The sequence below is a fragment of the Achromobacter sp. 1014246743 genome (assembly GCF_059760725.1).
The window spans coordinates 1-16,430 of the sequence record NZ_JCBANA010000109.1; the positions used below are offsets into that span (position 1 = coordinate 1).

At 67.7% G+C, this 16,430-nt stretch carries 15 protein-coding genes; 5 read left to right on the forward strand and 10 right to left on the reverse strand.

Going from position 1 to position 16,430, the window contains the following annotated elements:
• Nucleotides 1-89 precede the first annotated feature (89 nt).
• Complete coding sequence (locus AC6LJ2_RS28765; RefSeq protein ID WP_498152679.1) at nucleotides 90-821, reverse strand: class I SAM-dependent methyltransferase; 732 nt, start codon at nucleotides 819-821, stop codon at nucleotides 90-92.
• 215 nt (nucleotides 822-1,036) lie between these two features.
• Between AC6LJ2_RS28765 and AC6LJ2_RS28770 the strand changes: the two genes are divergently transcribed.
• Both AC6LJ2_RS28770 and AC6LJ2_RS28775 read left to right on the forward strand, forming a co-directional pair.
• Entirely contained in the window at nucleotides 1,037-1,651 is a 615-nt protein-coding gene (locus tag AC6LJ2_RS28770) for an SCO family protein (protein WP_263911978.1), read from the forward strand.
• A gap of 145 nt (nucleotides 1,652-1,796) precedes the next feature.
• A complete protein-coding gene (locus AC6LJ2_RS28775; protein ID WP_263911977.1) occupies nucleotides 1,797-2,048 on the forward strand; it encodes a GlsB/YeaQ/YmgE family stress response membrane protein in 252 nt (83 codons plus the stop codon).
• A 107-nt stretch (nucleotides 2,049-2,155) separates the two neighbouring features.
• Here the strand turns inward: AC6LJ2_RS28775 and adeC are convergent, their stop codons facing one another.
• The 3 genes from adeC to AC6LJ2_RS28790 are packed head-to-tail and all read right to left on the reverse strand — an operon-like array spanning nucleotide 2,156 to nucleotide 8,042.
• A complete protein-coding gene (gene adeC, locus AC6LJ2_RS28780) occupies nucleotides 2,156-3,655 on the reverse strand; it encodes an AdeC/AdeK/OprM family multidrug efflux complex outer membrane factor (RefSeq protein WP_263911975.1) in 1,500 nt (499 codons plus the stop codon).
• The gene (locus AC6LJ2_RS28785; protein ID WP_263911973.1) at nucleotides 3,652-6,834 is read right to left on the reverse strand and encodes an efflux RND transporter permease subunit; all 3,183 of its coding nucleotides are present in this window, start codon (nucleotides 6,832-6,834) and stop codon (nucleotides 3,652-3,654) included. The genes adeC and AC6LJ2_RS28785 overlap by 4 nt, the downstream gene beginning before the upstream one ends.
• Nucleotides 6,835-6,848: 14 nt before the next feature.
• A complete protein-coding gene (locus AC6LJ2_RS28790) occupies nucleotides 6,849-8,042 on the reverse strand; it encodes an efflux RND transporter periplasmic adaptor subunit (protein WP_445658802.1) in 1,194 nt (397 codons plus the stop codon).
• A 336-nt stretch (nucleotides 8,043-8,378) separates the two neighbouring features.
• On the opposite strand from AC6LJ2_RS28790, the gene AC6LJ2_RS28795 reads away from it, so the two are divergent.
• The gene (locus AC6LJ2_RS28795; RefSeq protein WP_263912045.1) at nucleotides 8,379-9,284 is read left to right on the forward strand and encodes a LysR family transcriptional regulator; all 906 of its coding nucleotides are present in this window, start codon (nucleotides 8,379-8,381) and stop codon (nucleotides 9,282-9,284) included.
• Between the two features lie 89 nt (nucleotides 9,285-9,373).
• Here the strand turns inward: AC6LJ2_RS28795 and AC6LJ2_RS28800 are convergent, their stop codons facing one another.
• A complete protein-coding gene (locus tag AC6LJ2_RS28800) occupies nucleotides 9,374-10,105 on the reverse strand; it encodes a pseudouridine synthase (RefSeq protein ID WP_263911971.1) in 732 nt (243 codons plus the stop codon).
• Between the two features lie 126 nt (nucleotides 10,106-10,231).
• On the opposite strand from AC6LJ2_RS28800, the gene AC6LJ2_RS28805 reads away from it, so the two are divergent.
• Nucleotides 10,232-10,852 carry a chorismate--pyruvate lyase family protein gene (locus AC6LJ2_RS28805; RefSeq protein WP_263911970.1) on the forward strand — a complete coding sequence of 207 codons (621 nt, stop codon included), beginning with the start codon at nucleotides 10,232-10,234 and terminating at the stop codon, nucleotides 10,850-10,852.
• A gap of 16 nt (nucleotides 10,853-10,868) precedes the next feature.
• Here AC6LJ2_RS28805 and AC6LJ2_RS28810 read toward each other — a convergent pair whose 3' ends face one another.
• From AC6LJ2_RS28810 to AC6LJ2_RS28825, 4 genes are all read right to left on the reverse strand, one after another.
• Nucleotides 10,869-12,287 (reverse strand): MFS transporter, encoded by a 1,419-nt coding sequence (locus AC6LJ2_RS28810; RefSeq protein WP_263911968.1) that lies wholly within the window; start codon nucleotides 12,285-12,287, stop codon nucleotides 10,869-10,871.
• 85 nt (nucleotides 12,288-12,372) lie between these two features.
• Nucleotides 12,373-13,071 carry an SDR family oxidoreductase gene (locus tag AC6LJ2_RS28815; protein WP_498152680.1) on the reverse strand — a complete coding sequence of 233 codons (699 nt, stop codon included), beginning with the start codon at nucleotides 13,069-13,071 and terminating at the stop codon, nucleotides 12,373-12,375.
• Between the two features lie 120 nt (nucleotides 13,072-13,191).
• Entirely contained in the window at nucleotides 13,192-13,794 is a 603-nt protein-coding gene (locus AC6LJ2_RS28820; protein ID WP_263911964.1) for a TetR/AcrR family transcriptional regulator, read from the reverse strand.
• Nucleotides 13,795-13,915: 121 nt separating this feature from the next.
• Nucleotides 13,916-14,452 (reverse strand): YaeQ family protein, encoded by a 537-nt coding sequence (locus AC6LJ2_RS28825; protein WP_263911963.1) that lies wholly within the window; start codon nucleotides 14,450-14,452, stop codon nucleotides 13,916-13,918.
• Between the two features lie 147 nt (nucleotides 14,453-14,599).
• On the opposite strand from AC6LJ2_RS28825, the gene AC6LJ2_RS28830 reads away from it, so the two are divergent.
• Complete coding sequence (locus tag AC6LJ2_RS28830; protein WP_498152681.1) at nucleotides 14,600-15,250, forward strand: LysE family translocator; 651 nt, start codon at nucleotides 14,600-14,602, stop codon at nucleotides 15,248-15,250.
• A 46-nt stretch (nucleotides 15,251-15,296) separates the two neighbouring features.
• Here the strand turns inward: AC6LJ2_RS28830 and AC6LJ2_RS28835 are convergent, their stop codons facing one another.
• On the reverse strand, nucleotides 15,297-16,280 hold the full coding sequence (locus tag AC6LJ2_RS28835; RefSeq protein WP_498152682.1) for a Bug family tripartite tricarboxylate transporter substrate binding protein: 984 nt from the start codon (nucleotides 16,278-16,280) through the stop codon (nucleotides 15,297-15,299).
• Nucleotides 16,281-16,430 lie beyond the last annotated feature (150 nt).

Below are 16,430 nucleotides of genomic sequence, written 5' to 3' on the forward strand. Positions count from 1 at the left end.
GGCCCGCCCTGTGCGGGCCGTTTTTCGTTGGCGGCCGGCCGCTGGCGGCGCGCGCCGCCACATCCGGCCGAGCGCGGGCGTGACCGCTGTTACTGCCCGCCCGGCCGCCGTGCCGATACCACCAGCCAGCGCCCATGCATCGCCGGGTCGGACCCGGCCTGCCGCCAGAAGTGGCGACCGGCCTCGTCCTCGGCGCGCCGGGCTCGGGCCGCGCAATAGCGCCGGGCCGGCCACGCCAGCACCGGATCGAACCAGCGCCGCTGCCCGGCTTCGGCCACGCCGTGCAGGGTGATGTCGGCAAAGCCATGGCGCGCCAGGAGCAGGTGCAGTTGGGCAAAGCCCCAGGGCAGCACGGCGCTGCGCTCGGCCCCCGCGCAGGCCCAGGGGTCGGCATGAAAGCCACGCACCAGCGCCTGCAGGCGCGCGCGCACGTGCCAGGCGTTGGGCGTGGTCAGCACCAGCGTGCCGCCCGGGCGCAGCGCCTGATGGAAGCTTTGGACCAGCACGCCCGGATTGGTCGCCAGGTGCAGGGCTTCGCTGCACACCACCGCGTCGTAGGGGTCGCCCGCCGGCAGCGGCGATTCCAGGTCGTGCACCGTCAGCCGGCGGTAGCCGTTGGCCGATTCGGGCAAGGCGGCCGGGCCGACGCCGTCCACCTCGACGTCGCGCCCCGTGGCCGGGCGCGCCATGTCGCCCAGCCAGCCACGGCTACAGGGCGCGTCCAGCACGCTGTCGGCCCGCCGGCTGCGCAGGATGTCCAGCACTACCGGGTAATACGGAAAATAGGGATAGCCCAGCGCATGGTTGGCCGCGGTATTCATGGATGACGCCTCGCCGGTTCGGTTACTGACAAGGCCCTGAATGTATGCCCTGCCGCGCCCCGCGGGGGCCGTTTTGGCAGAAGGCCAACAATATTCAGACAAAGCTTCACAAGTGCCCTTTGCGCCAGGACAAGTCCGCGTCTGCCGCCCCACCGGGCGCCCCCACCCAAGCAGGTAGAATCGACGGGTTTATCCCCCAACCGGCGATGGAACTCATGCGACACCTGATCACCGGCCGCGCCTGGCGCGGCCTGCTGCTGGCCCTGTGCGTACTGCTTGCCGCGTGCGGCGACCGCAACGTCGACTGGAAGCTGTACAACGTGCGCGGCCACCTGCCCGACCTGCAGTTCTCGCTGCCGGGCGCCGGCGGCAAGACGGTCAGCAGCGACGACCTGAAAGGCAAGACGGTGCTGCTGTTCTTCGGCTATGCCAGTTGCCCTGACATCTGCCCGACCACCATGGCGCAATTGACGGCGGTATTGCAGAACCTGGGCGACAAGGCCCGCGACGTGCGCATCCTGTTCGTCAGCGTCGACCCCCACCGCGACACGCCGGACATCCTGCAGGCCTACGTCAATGCCTTCAACAACAACGCCATCGGCGTGACCGGCAACGAAAAGCAGGTGGCCGACCTGGCGCGCCGCTATCGCGTGGCCTACCAGATCGAAAAGCCCCGGCCGGGCGATGCCGCCGACCAGTACGAAGTCACGCACAGCCGCGGCGTGTATATATTCGACAAAGATGGCCGTGCGCGCCTGCTGGCCTCGGATACCGACAGCATCGAGACGCTGACCCACGACGTACGCCAGCTGATCGACCTGACGTCCTGACGATTGCTTCACCCGCACGACACCGGCGCGATGCGGCGCAGCATGTTGCGCCCCCGCCCCACATACCAGTTGTTACAGCCCCTGCGCGGCACGCATGAGTAATATCAGGACGCATTGCCCCTTTACCCTCGCAAGGAGTACGCGCATGAGCATCATCATCATGATCATCGTCGGGTTCATCGTGGGTCTGATCGCCCGCGCGATCATGCCCGGAGACCAGAACATGGGGATCATCATGACCACCATCCTGGGCATCATCGGCGCCGTCGTGGCCGGTTTCCTGGGCCAGAACCTGGGGTGGTATGCCCCCGGCGAACCGGCAGGCTGGATCGGTTCCGTCGTCGGCGCGATCATCGTCCTGTTCGTTGTGGGCCTGGTCGCCAGAAAACGCGGCTGACGCTCCGTCGCGCACGCCAGAAACAAAGCGGGCCGATCTTTCGATCGGCCCGCTTTTTTTTCGCGTCGCCCCTTGCCGCAGGACGACGCATTCCGCTCGAAGCCAGCTCAGCCCGGCTGGCCTTGCGTTGCCGCCGGCACCGCGGCGCCGTCCGCCGGTTGCGCGGCCGTGACGGTACGCTCGGTCCAGCCGCCGCCCAGCACCTTGTACAGGGTGACCAGGTTCGACAGGCGCGTCAGGCGCGTGTTCACCAGCGTCTGCTGGGCGTTGTACAGCGAACGCTGCGAGTCCAGCACCGTCAGGTAGTCGTCGATGCCCTGGCGAAAGCGCTGGTCCGACAGGTCGTAGGCGCGCTGGTTGGCCGCCACCAGCAGTTGCTGCGCCTGGATCTGCTCGTCCAGCGTGCCGCGGCCCGCCAAGGCGTCGGCGACCTCGCGAAAGCCCGTCTGGATGGTCTTCTCGTACTGCGCGACCTGGATGTTCTTCTGCACCTTGGCCAGGTCCAGGCCCGCCAGCAACGAGCCGCCGGCGAAGATCGGCACGGTGATCTGGGGCACGAAGCTCCAGGCGCCGGAACCGCCGTCGAACAGGCCGCCCAGGCTGGCGCTGGCCGTGCCGGCGTTGCCGGTCAGGCTGATGGTCGGGAAGAACGCCGCGCGTGCCGCGCCGATGTTGGCGTTGGCGCCCTTCAACTGGTGCTCGGCCGCACGGATGTCCGGGCGGCGCGCCAGCAGCTCGGACGGCAGGCCGGCCGGCAAGGCAGTGGGCAGCATGCCATCGTCCAGCTTGACGGCACTGTCCAGCGCCGCCGACATCTCGGGCGACAGCGGCTGGCCCACCAGCAGCACCAGTGCATTGCGGTCCTGCGCGGCCTGGCGCGTGTACTGCGACAGGTTGCTCTGGGCGGTGCGCAGCGACACTTCGGCCTGGCTCAGGTCCAGCGCCGTGGACAGGCCCTGGTCAAAGCTCTGCTTGGTGAGCTTGTACGAATCGTCCTGGCTCTTGAAGGTGTCGCGGGTCAGGTTCAGCAGTTCCTGGTCGGCGCGCAGCGTGAGGTAGGCGTTGGCCACTTCGGCGATCAGGGTCAGCTGGGTCGCCGTACGGGTTTCGTCCAGCGCCAGATACGATTCCAGCGCCTTGTCGCTCAGGCTGCGGATGCGGCCGAACAGGTCCAGTTCCCAGGACGACAGCGCGGCGCCGACCTGGTAATTGTGGCTGGTGGAAGCCTGGCCGCTGGGCGACAGGTCGGCCGGCGTGCGCTGCGCGGTTTCCTTGCCGGCGATGCCCACGCTGGGCATCAGGTCGGCGCGCTGGATGCGGTATTGCGCCCGGGCCGCCTCGACGTTCAAGGCCGCCACGCGCAGGTCGCGGTTGTTGGCCAGCGATTGCTCGATCAATTGCTGCAGCAGCGGATCGGTGAAGAAGTCACGCCAGCCGATGTCGGCCGTGGCCACGCCGGCGCCCACGGCGTCCGCCTTGTAGGACGGACCCGTCGGATACGACGAGGACACCGGCGCATCGGGCCGTTCATAGGTCGGGGCCAGCGAGCAGCCCGCCAGGGCCGCCGCCAGGGAAACAGACAGCAAGGTTCTCATCTGAAGCTTCATTGCGGTTTTCCTTCGACGGACACGTCCTGCGCATCGTTGGCGCTGGGGTCGTGCTTGTCGCGCCGCGCGCTCATGCGTTCCACCTTGAACAGGCGCAGCATGATCACGAAGAACGCGGGGACGAAGAAGATGGCCAGGAAGGTCGCGGTCAGCATGCCGCCGATCACGCCGGTACCGATGGCGTTCTGGCTGCCCGAACCGGCGCCCGACGAGATCGCGAGCGGCACCACGCCCAGGATGAACGCCAGCGACGTCATCAGGATGGGGCGCAGACGCTGGCGAGCCGCGTGGATGGCCGATTCGGTCAGGCTGGCGCCGGCCTCGTAGTGCTCTTTGGCGAACTCCACGATCAGGATGGCGTTTTTGGCCGCCAGCCCGATTGTCGTCAACAGGCCCACCTGGAAGTACACGTCGTTGGACAGGCCACGCAGCATCGTCGCCGCCAGTGCGCCGATGATCCCCAGTGGCACCACCAGCATCACCGCGGTCGGGATGCTCCAGCTTTCATACAGTGCCGCCAGGCACAGGAACACCACGATCAGCGAAATCGCGTACAGCGCGGGAGCCTGGGCGCCCGACAGCCGTTCTTCGTACGACATGCCGGTCCATTCGAAACCGACGCCCACCGGCAGCTTGCTGGCGATGCGTTCCATTTCGTTCATGGCCGCGCCCGAGCTGTAGCCCGGCGCCGCCTGGCCCTGGATGTTGTACGACGGCACGCCGTTGTAGCGGTTCAGCTTTTGCGGGCCGAAACTCCAGGTGGCCTTGGCGAACGCCGAGAACGGCACCATGTCGCCATTGTTGTTGCGCACGTACCATTTTTCCAGGTCGTCGGGCAGCATGCGCGAGGACGCCTCGCCCTGTGCAAACACCTTCTTGACCCGGCCGCGATCGATGAAGTCATTGACGTACGACGAGCCCCACGCGGTGGACAGCGTGCTGTTGATGTCCGACACGGACACGCCCAGCGCACGGGCCTTTTCACGGTCGATGTCCAGCTGGTACTGCGGCGCGTCTTCGATGCCGTTGGGGCGCACGCCCTGCAGGATCTTGCTTTGCGCCGCTTCGCCCAGCAGCTGGTTGCGCGCGGCCAGCAGTTTTTCATGGCCCACGCCGGCGCGGTCCATCAGCTGGAAGTCGAAACCGTCGACGTTGCCCAGTTCCATCACCGAGGGCGGCGGCACCACGAACAGCTGGGCGTCGCGCTGGGTCTTCCTGAAGTGGGCGTTGGCGCGCGCCGCCACGGCGGCCGCCTTCAACTTGGCGTCGCCGCGATCTTCCCAGTCGCGCAGCTTGATGAACAGGATCGAGGCGTTCTGGCCGCGGCCGCCGAAGTTGAAGCCGTTGACGGCGAACACGGACGTGACGGCGTCTTTTTCCTCGGTCAGGAGGTAGTTGGTGGCTTCGTCGATGACGGCCTTGGTGCGCTCGGCGGTGGCGCCGGCGGGGGTCTGGATCTGGGCGAACAGAATGCCCTGGTCTTCGCCCGGCAGGAACGCGGTCGGGATGCGGGTGAACATCCAGCCCATCGCGATGACGATGGCCAGGTACACCACCATCAGGCGCTTGGTACGGCCCAGGCCGCGCGCCACGGTGTTGGCGTAGCCGTTGCTGCTGCGCTCGAACGTGCGGTTGAACCAGCCGAAGAAGCCGCGCTTGGTGCCGTGGTGGCCCTTGGGAATGGGCTTGAGCAGCGTGGCGCACAAGGCCGGCGTGAAGACGATGGCCACGATCACCGACAGCACCATCGAGGACACGATGGTGATGGAGAACTGGCGGTAGATCACGCCCGTGGAGCCGCCAAAGAACGCCATCGGGATGAACACGGCGGCCAGCACCATGGCGATGCCGACCAGCGCGCCGGTGATCTGGCTCATGGATTTACGCGTGGCCTGCTTGGGCGTCAGGCCCTCTTCGGCCATCACCCGTTCCACGTTTTCCACCACCACGATGGCATCGTCCACCAGCAGGCCGATGGCCAGCACCATGCCGAACATCGTCAGGGTATTGATGGAATAGCCGAACGCGGCCAGCACGCCGAACGTACCGAGCAGCACCACCGGCACCGCCAGCGTCGGGATCAACGTGGCGCGGAAGTTCTGCAGGAACAGGTACATCACCAGGAAGACCAGGATGATGGCTTCGATCAGCGTCTTGAACACTTCTTCGATGGACAGGCTGACGAACGGCGTCGTGTCGTACGGATAGACGACGTCCATGCCCGGCGGGAAGTAAGGCTTCAGGTTGTTGATGGTGTCGCGCACCGCCTGGGCCGTATCCAGCGCGTTGGCGCCCGGGGCCAGCTTGATCGCCAGGCCCGAGGCGGGCTTGCCGTTGTAGTAGCTGTCGATGGCGTAGGTCTGGCCGCCCAGTTCGATGCGGGCGACGTTGGCCAGGCGCACCTGGGAACCGTCAGGGTTGACCTTGAGCAGGATGCGGCCGAAGTCTTCCGGCTTTTCCAGGCGCGAGGGGCCGATGATGGTGGCGTTCAGCTGCTGGCCGCGCACGGCGGGCAGGCCGCCGAGCTGGCCGGACGACACCTGGACGTTCTGCTCTTTGATGGCGCTGACCACGTCGACCGTGGTCAGGCCGTAGTTCACCAGCTTGGCCGGATCCAGCCAGATGCGCATGGCGTACTGCGAGCCGAACAGCTGGAAGTCGCCCACGCCCTCGGTACGGCTGATGGGGTCCTGGACGTACGAGGCGACGTAGTCGGCCAGGTCGTCCTTGGTCATCGAGCCATCGGTGGACACGAAGCCCGCCACGATCAGGAAGTTCTTGGTGGCCTTGGTGACGCGGATGCCCTGCTGCTGCACTTCCTGCGGCAGGAGCGGTTGCGCCAGCGACAGCTTGTTCTGCACCTGCACCTGGGCGGTGTCGGGGTTGGTGCCCTGGCGGAACGTCAGCGTGATGGACATGCTGCCGTCGGAGTTGCTTTCCGAGGAAATGTACTCCAGGCCGTCAAGGCCGTTCATCTGCTGCTCGATCACCTGCACCACGGTGTCCTGCACGGTCTGCGCGGACGCGCCCGGGTAGGTCACCGCGATGCCGATGGCCGGCGGCGCGATATTCGGATACTGCGAAACCGGCAGTTTCAGGATGGACAACGCGCCGGCCATCATCAGCACGATCGCGATCACCCATGCGAAAACCGGTCTTTCGATAAAAAACTTTGCCATGCAAGGCTCCCTGACTACTGCTTGGCCGCCGCGGCGCCGGCTTGCGGCTGCTGCGGTGACTTGGCGCCGGCTTCGGTGGCAACCACCTCGACACCCGGACGCACCATCTGCACGCCTTCCACGATGACCTTGTCGCCGGCCTTCAGGCCGTCGGTGACCAGCCACTGGTCGCCAATGGCGCGATCGGTCTTGAGTTCACGCAGTTCGACTTTGTTCTCGGCATTGACCACCAGGGCCGTCGGCAGGCCGCGCTGGTTGCGCGTCACGCCGCGTTGCGGCACCAGCAGGCCATCGGCCGCCACGCCATCGACCAGGCGGGCACGCACGAACATGCCCGGCAGCAGCCGGCGGTCGGGGTTGGGGAACACGGCGCGCAGCGCGACCGAGCCCGTGCCCTGGTCCACCGTCACTTCCGAGAACTGCAGCTTGCCCTGCTGGTTGTATTGCGTGCCGTCTTCCAGCGTCAGCGTCACCAGGGCAGCCTGCTCGCCTTCGGCCTTTTTCAGCTGGCCGCTGGCCAGCGCGTTCTGCAGGCGCAGCAGCTGGACGCTGGATTGGGTGACGTCGACGTACATCGGGTCGATCTGCTGCACCGCGGCCAGGGCCGTGGCCTGGTTGGCCGTGACCAGCGCCCCTTCGGTGACGGCCGAGCGGCCGATGATGCCGTCGATGGGCGACAGCACCTTGGTGTAGACCAGGTTGATGCGCGCGGTGTCCAGCGCGGCCTTGGCCGAGAGCACGTCGGCAACGGCCTGGTCGCGCGAGGCGACGGCGTTGTCGTAGGTCTGTTGGCTGACGGCGCGGGTGGCGACCAGCGGCTTGTAGCGCTCGGCCAGCAGCGCGGCGGTCTTTTGCTGCGCCTGGGCGCGCGCCAGGGCGGCCTTCTGGCTGTCGAAGCTGGCCTGGTAGAGCGCGGGGTCGATCTGGTAGAGCTGCTGGCCGGCCTTGACCTCGCCGCCTTCGGTGAACAGGCGCTTTTGCACGATGCCGTTGACCTGGGGGCGGACTTCAGCCACGCGGAAAGGCGAGGTGCGGCCGGGCAGTTCGGTGGTCAGGGAAACCGGCTTGGTGGTCAGCGTCACCACCGTCACCTGCGGCTTGCCCGCCTGGGGCGCGTCCTGCTTCTTGCCGCAAGCGGCCAACGTCAGAGCCGATGCCGTCAGCGTGACCACGGCCGCGCTGCGCCACATAGCGCTTTTCTTGTTCATAGATTGCATTCCCGATTTCCAACTAAAAAGGTAGCCCTCGCGCCCGCCCGCCAGAGGTGGCTCGCCCCCAGGGTGGCCCCGGTCGCCGCGGGAGTCGCGGCGGCATCGGCGGCACGTTCCGGTCCGCTGGGCGGCCGGAATCGCGAGGATCGACTGGGGTGGTGTTGCCTCAGGCATCAGGCAGGGCTTGGACGCAATGCTGCATTGCAGAAATTGCATTTTGCGTTATCCCGCCCCAGAAACAAAGAGGCATAAGAAGAAAACATCATTCCAGATATGGGACAATCTTTCGGCCCATCGTATGCCAGAATCCCGTTCATGAAACGCTTACAAGGCATGGAACTCTTCGTGGAAGTCGCCAAGACGCGTAGTTTTAGCCGCGCGGCGGCCGCCCTGGGTGTCCCGAAATCCACGTTGTCTCGCCAGGTGGCCGAACTTGAACGTTCGGTCGGCCTGCGCCTGCTCAGCCGCACCACCCGCAAGGTCGAGCTGACCGACGCCGGCCGGCTGTACTTCGAACGCTGCCAGCGCATCGTGGCCGAGGCCCAGATCGCCCATGAAGAGCTGCAGAAGCTGGTCGACACGCCGTCGGGGCCGCTGCGGGTGAACATGCCGGCGGACTTCGGCACGGACTTCCTGGCTGAATCGTTCATGGAATTCTCGCGCCGCTACCCCGACGTCACCTTTTTCCTGGACCTTGCCAATCCCGATCACGCGCAGCGCGTGTTCCAGACCTGCGATATTTCCATCGAAATCGGCGAACTGCCCGACTCGACGCAGATTGCGAGGCTGCTGGGCATGCTTCCGGCCCATCTGTACGCCTCGCGGGAATACCTGGAGAAACATGGTGAACCCCAGCACCCCAGCGACTTGACCCGCCATGAATGCATCGAGTTCCGCGCCGAAGGCGCCGGCCGGGTGACCCGCTGGCCGCTGAACAGCGGCGACCAGCACATCCAGTTCACGCCGGGCAACCGGTTTTCCGTGAATGGCGTGGCGATGGCCCGGCGCCTGGCGATGCTGGGCGCGGGGATCACCGTGCTGGTCGGCGGCCAGACCGCCGAACAGAAATCGGGCCAGTTGCGGCGCGTGCTGCCCGATTGGCAACTGGGCCCATTTCCGGTGTATGCCGTCACGGAAACACGATTGCTGCCCGCCAAGACCCGGATTTTCATCGAGTTCCTGATGGAACGCCTGGGTGGCGACGGGCAGGCGAAGGATACCGCGCCCTTCATGAAATGAAGGCGGCTCGGAAACAGACTGAAAAATTTGTTGAGACTGGGCCACGCCGCGCGCGGGGCCATACCGCGCGCGGCCGGCGCCCGTCGCGCCTAGAAGCGTTCGTCGTCGCGCAGGTAGCGCCACTGCCCCAGCGGCAGGTCGCCCAGCGAGACACGGCCGATGCGCACGCGCTTGAGCCCCACCACTTTCAGCCCCACCAGTTCGCACATGCGGCGGATCTGGCGCTTCTTGCCTTCGCGCAGCACGAAGCGCAGCTGGTCGTGGTTCTGCCAGCGCACTTGCGCGGGCTTGAGCGCGCGGCCGTCCAGCGACAGGCCATGGTTGAGCAGCGCCAGGCCGTTGTCGGACAGGTCGCCCTGCACACGCACCAGGTATTCCTTGTCGACGCTGGAATCCTCGCCGATCAGGTGCTTGGCGATGCGGCCGTCCTGCGTCAGCACCAGCAGGCCCTGCGAATCGATGTCCAGCCGCCCGGCCACGGCCAGGCCGTCCAGGTGGCCGCGTTCGAAGCGCTGCGGGCTGCGGCAGCCTTCGAAGCGCGAGCGCGCATCGATCAGGGCGACGGCGGGCGTATAGCCCTTTTCGGCCTGGCCCGAGACATAGCCCACCGGCTTGTTGATGAGGATGGTGACGCGCGAGGTCTGGCGCGCCTGCGCCGCGCGCTCCAGCGTGATGACCTGGTCGGGAAAGGCCTTGGCGCCCAGTTCGGACACCACCACGCCGTCGACCCGCACCCAGCCGCGTTCGATATAGCTGTCGGCCTCGCGGCGCGAACAGAGTCCACGCTCGGACATGAGCTTGGAGATTCGTACTTTTTCCATGGGCGGTATTGTATGCGGAGCCCGGTGCGCGGCCGGCGCCGCAGCGTGCCCGGCGCCCCTGCGGCAATCGGCCACAGGGCATGGGCGCAAATCCGCCCGCGGCCCTTGGCATAATACGCAGCCATGATGAACCTAGCCGTAGCACATCACCCTCCCCTGGCAACGGGCTGGCTGGCCAGCGCCCCGCCCGTGCTGACCCTGGCCCAGCGCCATTGGCTGTTCCGTCCCGGCGCCCTGACCGCCGGCCTGCGCCAGGTGGGCCAGGTGCGCCTGCGCGTGCTGGCCGAATACGCCGACGGCGCCCCCGCCGACGAAGCGCGCGCCATGCGCATCGCCCCCGGCGCGCCCGTGTGGGTGCGCGAGGTGCTGATGTCGGTCAATGGCGTGGACAGCGTGCCGGCGCGCAGCCTGACGCCGCTGCGCGCCTCGCACGGCGCCTGGCAAGGCATGCGCCGCCTGTTGACGCGGCCGCTGGCAGACATGCTGTATCACGACAGCACCGTCATCCGCTCGCCCTTTGCCTGCCGGCGCCTGGCCTCGCCCGTGCCGTTCCACGCCACCGCCGCCACCGCCCTGGCGCAAGGCGGACGGCCGCAGGATGCGGACCGCGTCTGGGCCCGGCGGTCGGTCTTCTGGCGCCAGGGGCAGCCGCTGCTGGTGGCCGAGTGCTTCCTGCCCGGCTTCTGGGAACAGGTGGCGGGCCGTCCGGCGCCGCCCCTGGTGCCGCACCAGCGCACCCCGCGCTGATTCCTGCCGCACCCGCTCAGGCCTGCGCGGGACGCGGCCGGGTATCCACGGCCAGGCACAGCAGCGCCGTCAGCAGCGCCAGGCCCACGTGGCCGAGGTACAGCGGATCGAAGTCCGCATGGCTCAGGGTGCCCTTGCCCAACAACAGCACCGTCAGCGCCACGCCCAGCACGGCGCCGATCTGCCGCGTGGCCTGGTTGACGGCGCTGCCCACCGCGTAGTGCTGCGGCGGCAGGCGGTTGACCGCGGCGCCGGCCAGCGACGGCAGCACCATGCCCACGCCCAGGCCGCTCAGCATCAGTCCTGGCAGCCACGCGGTCAGGTAGGCAGGCTCGGCGCCCGGCACCAGCAGGAACCACAGCCCGCTGGCCGCGTACACCAGCGCCCCGCCCACCAGGAACGGTCGATGGCCCAGGCGCGCAGCCAGCTTGCCCGTGATGATGGCGGTGGGCATCACCAGCAGCGGGCCCGGCGTGACCGCCAGGCCGGCGCGCGGCAGACTGTAGTGCCAGACGCCCGTCATGTAGAAGAAGAAGGCAAAGAACATCATCGCGAACGCAATGCCGAAGCTGAGCGTGGCCAGGTTCACGTAGCGATAGGTGCGATGCTTGAACAGCGCCAGGTCCACCAGCGGATGCGGCGTGGTGCGGGCCCAGCCCACGAAGGCCGCCAGCGCCACCAGCCCCACGGCGGCCACCAGCCACAGTTCGCCGCGCGTCCACGTGGGCGACTCGGACTGCACGATCGACAGCGCCACGGCGCCCACGCCCACCACCAGCAGCGCCATGCCCACGCCGTCGACGCGGCGACGCGCTTCGGGCCGCACCGATTCCACCAGCCGGCTGGCGCCAAACCACAGCGACAGCGCGCCCAACGGCAGGTTGATGTAGAACGCCCAGGGCCAGCCCGCCGCGTCCACCACGAAGGCGCCCAGGCTGGGGCCCACGGCGGCAGCCAAGGCGGCCACGGCGCCCCACAGGCTCACCGCCACCGAACGCTGCGACGCCGGAAAGGCAGCCAGCACGATGGACAGGGACGCCGGCGTCAGCAACGCTGCGCCGACTGCCTGCGCCGCACGCGCGGCGATCAGCCAGCCGACGCTGCCGGCCAGGCCACAGGCCGCCGAGGCGGCCAGGAACAGCAGCACGCCGACCATGAACATGCGCTTGCGACCATGCGTATCGGCCAGGCCGCCCGACGGGATCAGCATGGCGGCGTAGATCACGGTGTAGGCATTGAGCACCCACGACATGTCGGCAGCGGACGCGTCGGGAAAGCCCGCGCGCATGGCGCTGAACGCGGCGTAGAGCATGGTCGCGTCCAGCGAGACGAGGAAGACGGCAACGCTGGCGATCCAGAAGATGGGCCAGGGCGAAGCGGCCGCGTGCGACGCGGCGGCGGGGGGGGCCGCCGTGGAAGTTGCGGGGGTGGACATGATGGTCGGGCTCGAAAGGCGATGGGAAGGAATCAGGCGACGGGAGGCTGTCGAAGGCAGGCAAGCGGCCGGCTGGCCGCGCCTATCACGCTTGCAGGTAGGACGCCTGTTCGGCGGACAGGCCCTGCTTGACCTGGCGGGTCAGCGGGTCGGCCAGCACTTCTTTCGCCCCGGCCTCGAGCGCATCGAACGCCTGCTTGACCACGTCATCGGGGCTGAGCTTGGGCGCGTCCAGGTCGCGGGTCAGGTCGGTATCCACAAAGCCCATGTGCAGCGCCAGCACCTGGGTGCCCTGCTCGCGCAGTTCATGGCGCAGGCCGTTGGTCAAGGCCCAGGCGGCCGACTTGCTCATGCCGTACACACCCAGGCTCGGCCGGTTGATCCAGCTGGCGATGGACAGCACATTGAGCAGCGCGCCGCCGCCATTGGTGGCCAGCGCCGGGGCAAAGGCCTGCGCCACGCGCAGCGAGCCGATCAGGTTGGTTTCCAGGTGGCGGCGGGCGGATTCGATGCTGTCCTTGGCCAGGAAGCCGCCAAAGTCCGCAATGCCGGCGTTGTTGATGACCAGCGTCACGTCCCGCGCCCGCTCGGCTGCGGCGGCCACATCGTCGTCGCGGGTGACGTCCAGCTTGATCGCCTCGACGCCGGGCAGCGAGACGCTGGCGGGATCGCGGGCGCCGGCATAGACCTTGCGGGCGCCGCGCGCCAGGGCCTCGCGGGCAAAGGCCAGGCCGATGCCGCGGTTGGCGCCGGTGATCAGTACGGTGGCATTCTTCAGTTGCATGATGGGTTCCTTCGGGTTTCGGTTCACAGCGGTGGCCCTTGCATGGCGGGGCCGGTTATATAAATATGATGATCATCATATTCAAGAGATTAAAAAAAGCCGCGGACGGCGGCCGGGGCATCAATGGGAAGCGTGCCCACCTTCGGTGTCGTATTGATCCAGGATGGACTTGCGCGCGGCGGCCAGCATGGCCCTGCCCTCTGCGTTGTCGCCCAGGGCGCGGGCCAGTTGCAGAGCGCCCACCAGGTTGGCGGTGACCGCCCTGGCCACGTGCTCGCCGGCATCGGCCGGCAGCGTCTGCTGCAAGGCCCTGACCAGCCCCTGCACCCGGCTGGCGGAGACCTCGCGCACCTGCGGCGACTGGCGTGGTATTTCCGAGGCCAGGGCCGCTATCGGACACCCGATTTCACAGTGGGTCAGCATTTTCTCGGACAGGTAGCTTTCGACCATGGCACGCAGCGGACTGGCGCCTTCGGCCTGGCGCCGCGCGATGCCCTGCGCCATGCGGCTGGCGCCGTCGCGGCCGGCGTGGTCCATCGCGGCGGCCAGCATGGCATCGCGCGACGGAAAATGGGCGTAGAAGCCGCCGTGGGTCAGCCCGGCTTCTTTCATGACGTCGGCCACGCCCACGCCGGCATACCCTTCACGCCGGATCGCACGCGCGGCCGCTTCCACGATGCGCTCGTGGGAAAGCGCTTTGCGAGAGACGGAAGGGCCAGCCATGATCGGGATTCCTAAAATATGATGATCGTAATATAAATCCGCTTTGGGAACTTTGCACGTTCTTTTTGTTGCGGCGCAGTATTTCGCGTCAGGCGCAGACCGCCCCCGGGCGTGGGGCCCGTCAGCGCCAGGCTTCGGGTTCGATGCTGACTTCGCCCTTCTCGGCCGAGAAATACACCACGCCGTCGGAAATGTTGGCGTTCAGCTGCATGGTGCGTTCGGCCAGCCTGGCCAGCGCGCGGGTCTGGTCCGAGGGCAGGTTGACCACCTTGAGATTGCGGGTGCGCTCAAGCTTGTTGCGCACCCCGTCCCACCAGATCTTGCTGGCCGAGCCGCCGTAGCAATACACGATGACTTCATCGGCGCGGCCACAGGCGCGCAGGATGCGGCGTTCTTCGGGCTGGCCCACTTCGATCCACAGCTTGACCGCGCCGGTCAGGTCCTTGACCCACAGGTCGGGCTCGTCGGTGTCGCTCAGGCCCTTGGTGAAGGCCAGTTCTTCCTGCGCGTGCAGCGCGTACGCGACCAGGCGCACCATCATGCGCTCGTCGGTTTCGGAGGGGTGGCGGGCGACGGTCAGCGAGTGGCTGCCATAGTAGTGCCGATCGGTGTCGGCGACGTTGAGCTCGGCCTTGTAGATGGTGGCGCGCAGGGCCATGGCGAAAAATCCGTTGAGAAAGCAAATTGCTGAAGGCCGCCATGATACCGCCTGGGCGCGCGGCGCTACACTGGCGGCCTCGGCCGGCTTGCGTCCGGCATGCCCCGTAGCCGGCTCGCCGCCGGCGTCCCTTTACGGCAGACCGCCATGACCGCCACCGCCGCCCTGCTCGCCTTCACCCTGGCCGCCGCCATCCTGACCATCACGCCCGGACTGGACACCGCCCTGGTGCTGCGCACCGCCGCGGTCGAAGGCGGACGCCGCGCCTTCATGGCGGGCCTGGGCATCTGCGCGGGCTGCCTGCTGTGGGGCGCCATCGCGGCCCTGGGCCTGGGTTCGCTGCTGGCGGTATCGACGCTGGCCTACGATGTGCTGCGCCTGTGCGCGGCCGTGTACCTGTTCTATCTGGGCGCCAGGCTGCTGTGGCGCACCCTGCCCGGCCGCCACGCGGCAACGGGCGCCGGCGATGCGCCGGCAGCGGTCGCGCCCACCCGCGCCAGCGCCGCCGGCTGGTTTGCGCGCGGCTGCCTGACCAACGCGCTCAATCCCAAAGTGGGCGTGTTCTACGTTACCTTCCTGCCGCAGTTCATTCCGGCGGGCGCGGACGTGCTGCGCTTCAGCCTGCTGCTGGCCGGCATCCATGCCCTGCTGGGCGTGGTGTGGTTCGCGCTGCTGGTGGCGGCGACCCGGCCGCTGGCGCGCTGGCTGTCGCGCCCCGCGGTGATGCGCGGGCTGGATCGCATGACCGGCGCGGTGTTCATCGCCTTCGGCATCCGGCTGGCGCTGGAAAAGCGCTGAAACCGGGCGGCGGGCAGCCGCCGCCCGGTTCCATGCCACACGACGACTACTGCACCGGCAGCTTGGCGGCCCGCACCACGGCGGCCCATTTCACCGTTTCCTTTTCGGCGTAGTCCGCCAGCGCCTGCGGCGCGCCGCCCACGATTTCATCGTTGCCCAGCGCCACCAACCGGTCGCGCACGGCCGGATCGGCCAGCACCTCGTTCAAGCAGCGGTTCAGGCGGTCGACGATGGCGGCCGGCGTGCCCGGCGGCGCCACGATGCCGCCCCAGGCCACGCCTTCGAAGCCCGGCAGCACGCCTTCGGCGACGGTAGGCAGATCGGGAAACTGCGGCGAGCGCGCAAGCCCCGTCGAGGCCAGCGCCCGCAGCTTGCCCGACCTGATGTAGGGCGTGATGCTGATGGTGTTGTCGAAGATGGCATCCACCTGCCCGCCGATCACATCGGTGGTGGCGGCGGGGCTGCCACGGTACGGCACGTGGATCATCCGCAGCTTGGACGCCTGCGCCAGCATTTCGCCGGTCAGGTGACCCGACGTGCCCTGGCCGGGCGACGCGAAGGTGACCTTGTCGGGATGCTGGCGCACGTATTCGACGAACTCGGGCAAGGTCTTGACCGGCACGTCCGGATTCACCGCCAGCACGTTGGCGACCTTGAGCACGAAGATCACGGGCGTGAGCTTCTGCGGATCGTAGGGCAGCTGGCTGAAGGTGCTGCGGTTGATCGCCAGCGTGACGTTGTTGGCGTAGCCCAGCGTGTAGCCGTCGGGCGCAGCGCGATACACGTCCAGCATGCCGGCGATGCCGGACGAGCCCGGCTTGTTCTCGACCACCAGCGTCTGGCCCAGCCGCTTGCCGGCTTCCTGCGCCACCAGGCGCATCACCGTGTCCGGCGAGCCGCCCGCCGCCGACGGCACCACCAGCCGGATCGGCCGAGACGGATATTCCTGCGCGTGGCTGGCCTGCGCCAGCAGGCACGCCGCGCCTGCGGACAGCAGCACGACGCCACGTTTCAAGACTCGGTGCAACATGGTTTTCCCCTGGATCTTCATTGGCCGGGAGACGGCCCGGCTCAGGCAGTCATCGTAGGCGCTTATGAAACATATGATCCATTAATGATTACCCCGATATAAATGTTTCGCAATCGGACCAAAAGAAGCGCGGCCGGACAAGGTCCGGCC

Excerpts from the sequence above, each read along its gene's own strand:
- AC6LJ2_RS28765 (WP_498152679.1), bottom strand. The coding sequence starts at position 821 with ATGAATACCGCGGCCAACCATGCGCTGGGCTATCCCTATTTTCCGTAT.
- AC6LJ2_RS28770 (WP_263911978.1), top strand. The coding sequence starts at position 1,037 with ATGCGACACCTGATCACCGGCCGCGCCTGGCGCGGCCTGCTGCTGGCC.
- AC6LJ2_RS28775 (WP_263911977.1), top strand. The coding sequence starts at position 1,797 with ATGAGCATCATCATCATGATCATCGTCGGGTTCATCGTGGGTCTGATC.
- adeC (WP_263911975.1), bottom strand. The coding sequence starts at position 3,655 with ATGAAGCTTCAGATGAGAACCTTGCTGTCTGTTTCCCTGGCGGCGGCC.
- AC6LJ2_RS28785 (WP_263911973.1), bottom strand. The coding sequence starts at position 6,834 with ATGGCAAAGTTTTTTATCGAAAGACCGGTTTTCGCATGGGTGATCGCG.
- AC6LJ2_RS28790 (WP_445658802.1), bottom strand. The coding sequence starts at position 8,042 with ATGAACAAGAAAAGCGCTATGTGGCGCAGCGCGGCCGTGGTCACGCTG.
- AC6LJ2_RS28795 (WP_263912045.1), top strand. The coding sequence starts at position 8,379 with ATGGAACTCTTCGTGGAAGTCGCCAAGACGCGTAGTTTTAGCCGCGCG.
- AC6LJ2_RS28800 (WP_263911971.1), bottom strand. The coding sequence starts at position 10,105 with ATGGAAAAAGTACGAATCTCCAAGCTCATGTCCGAGCGTGGACTCTGT.
- AC6LJ2_RS28805 (WP_263911970.1), top strand. The coding sequence starts at position 10,232 with ATGAACCTAGCCGTAGCACATCACCCTCCCCTGGCAACGGGCTGGCTG.
- AC6LJ2_RS28810 (WP_263911968.1), bottom strand. The coding sequence starts at position 12,287 with ATGTCCACCCCCGCAACTTCCACGGCGGCCCCCCCCGCCGCCGCGTCG.
- AC6LJ2_RS28815 (WP_498152680.1), bottom strand. The coding sequence starts at position 13,071 with ATGCAACTGAAGAATGCCACCGTACTGATCACCGGCGCCAACCGCGGC.
- AC6LJ2_RS28820 (WP_263911964.1), bottom strand. The coding sequence starts at position 13,794 with ATGGCTGGCCCTTCCGTCTCTCGCAAAGCGCTTTCCCACGAGCGCATC.
- AC6LJ2_RS28825 (WP_263911963.1), bottom strand. The coding sequence starts at position 14,452 with ATGGCCCTGCGCGCCACCATCTACAAGGCCGAGCTCAACGTCGCCGAC.
- AC6LJ2_RS28830 (WP_498152681.1), top strand. The coding sequence starts at position 14,600 with ATGACCGCCACCGCCGCCCTGCTCGCCTTCACCCTGGCCGCCGCCATC.
- AC6LJ2_RS28835 (WP_498152682.1), bottom strand. The coding sequence starts at position 16,280 with ATGTTGCACCGAGTCTTGAAACGTGGCGTCGTGCTGCTGTCCGCAGGC.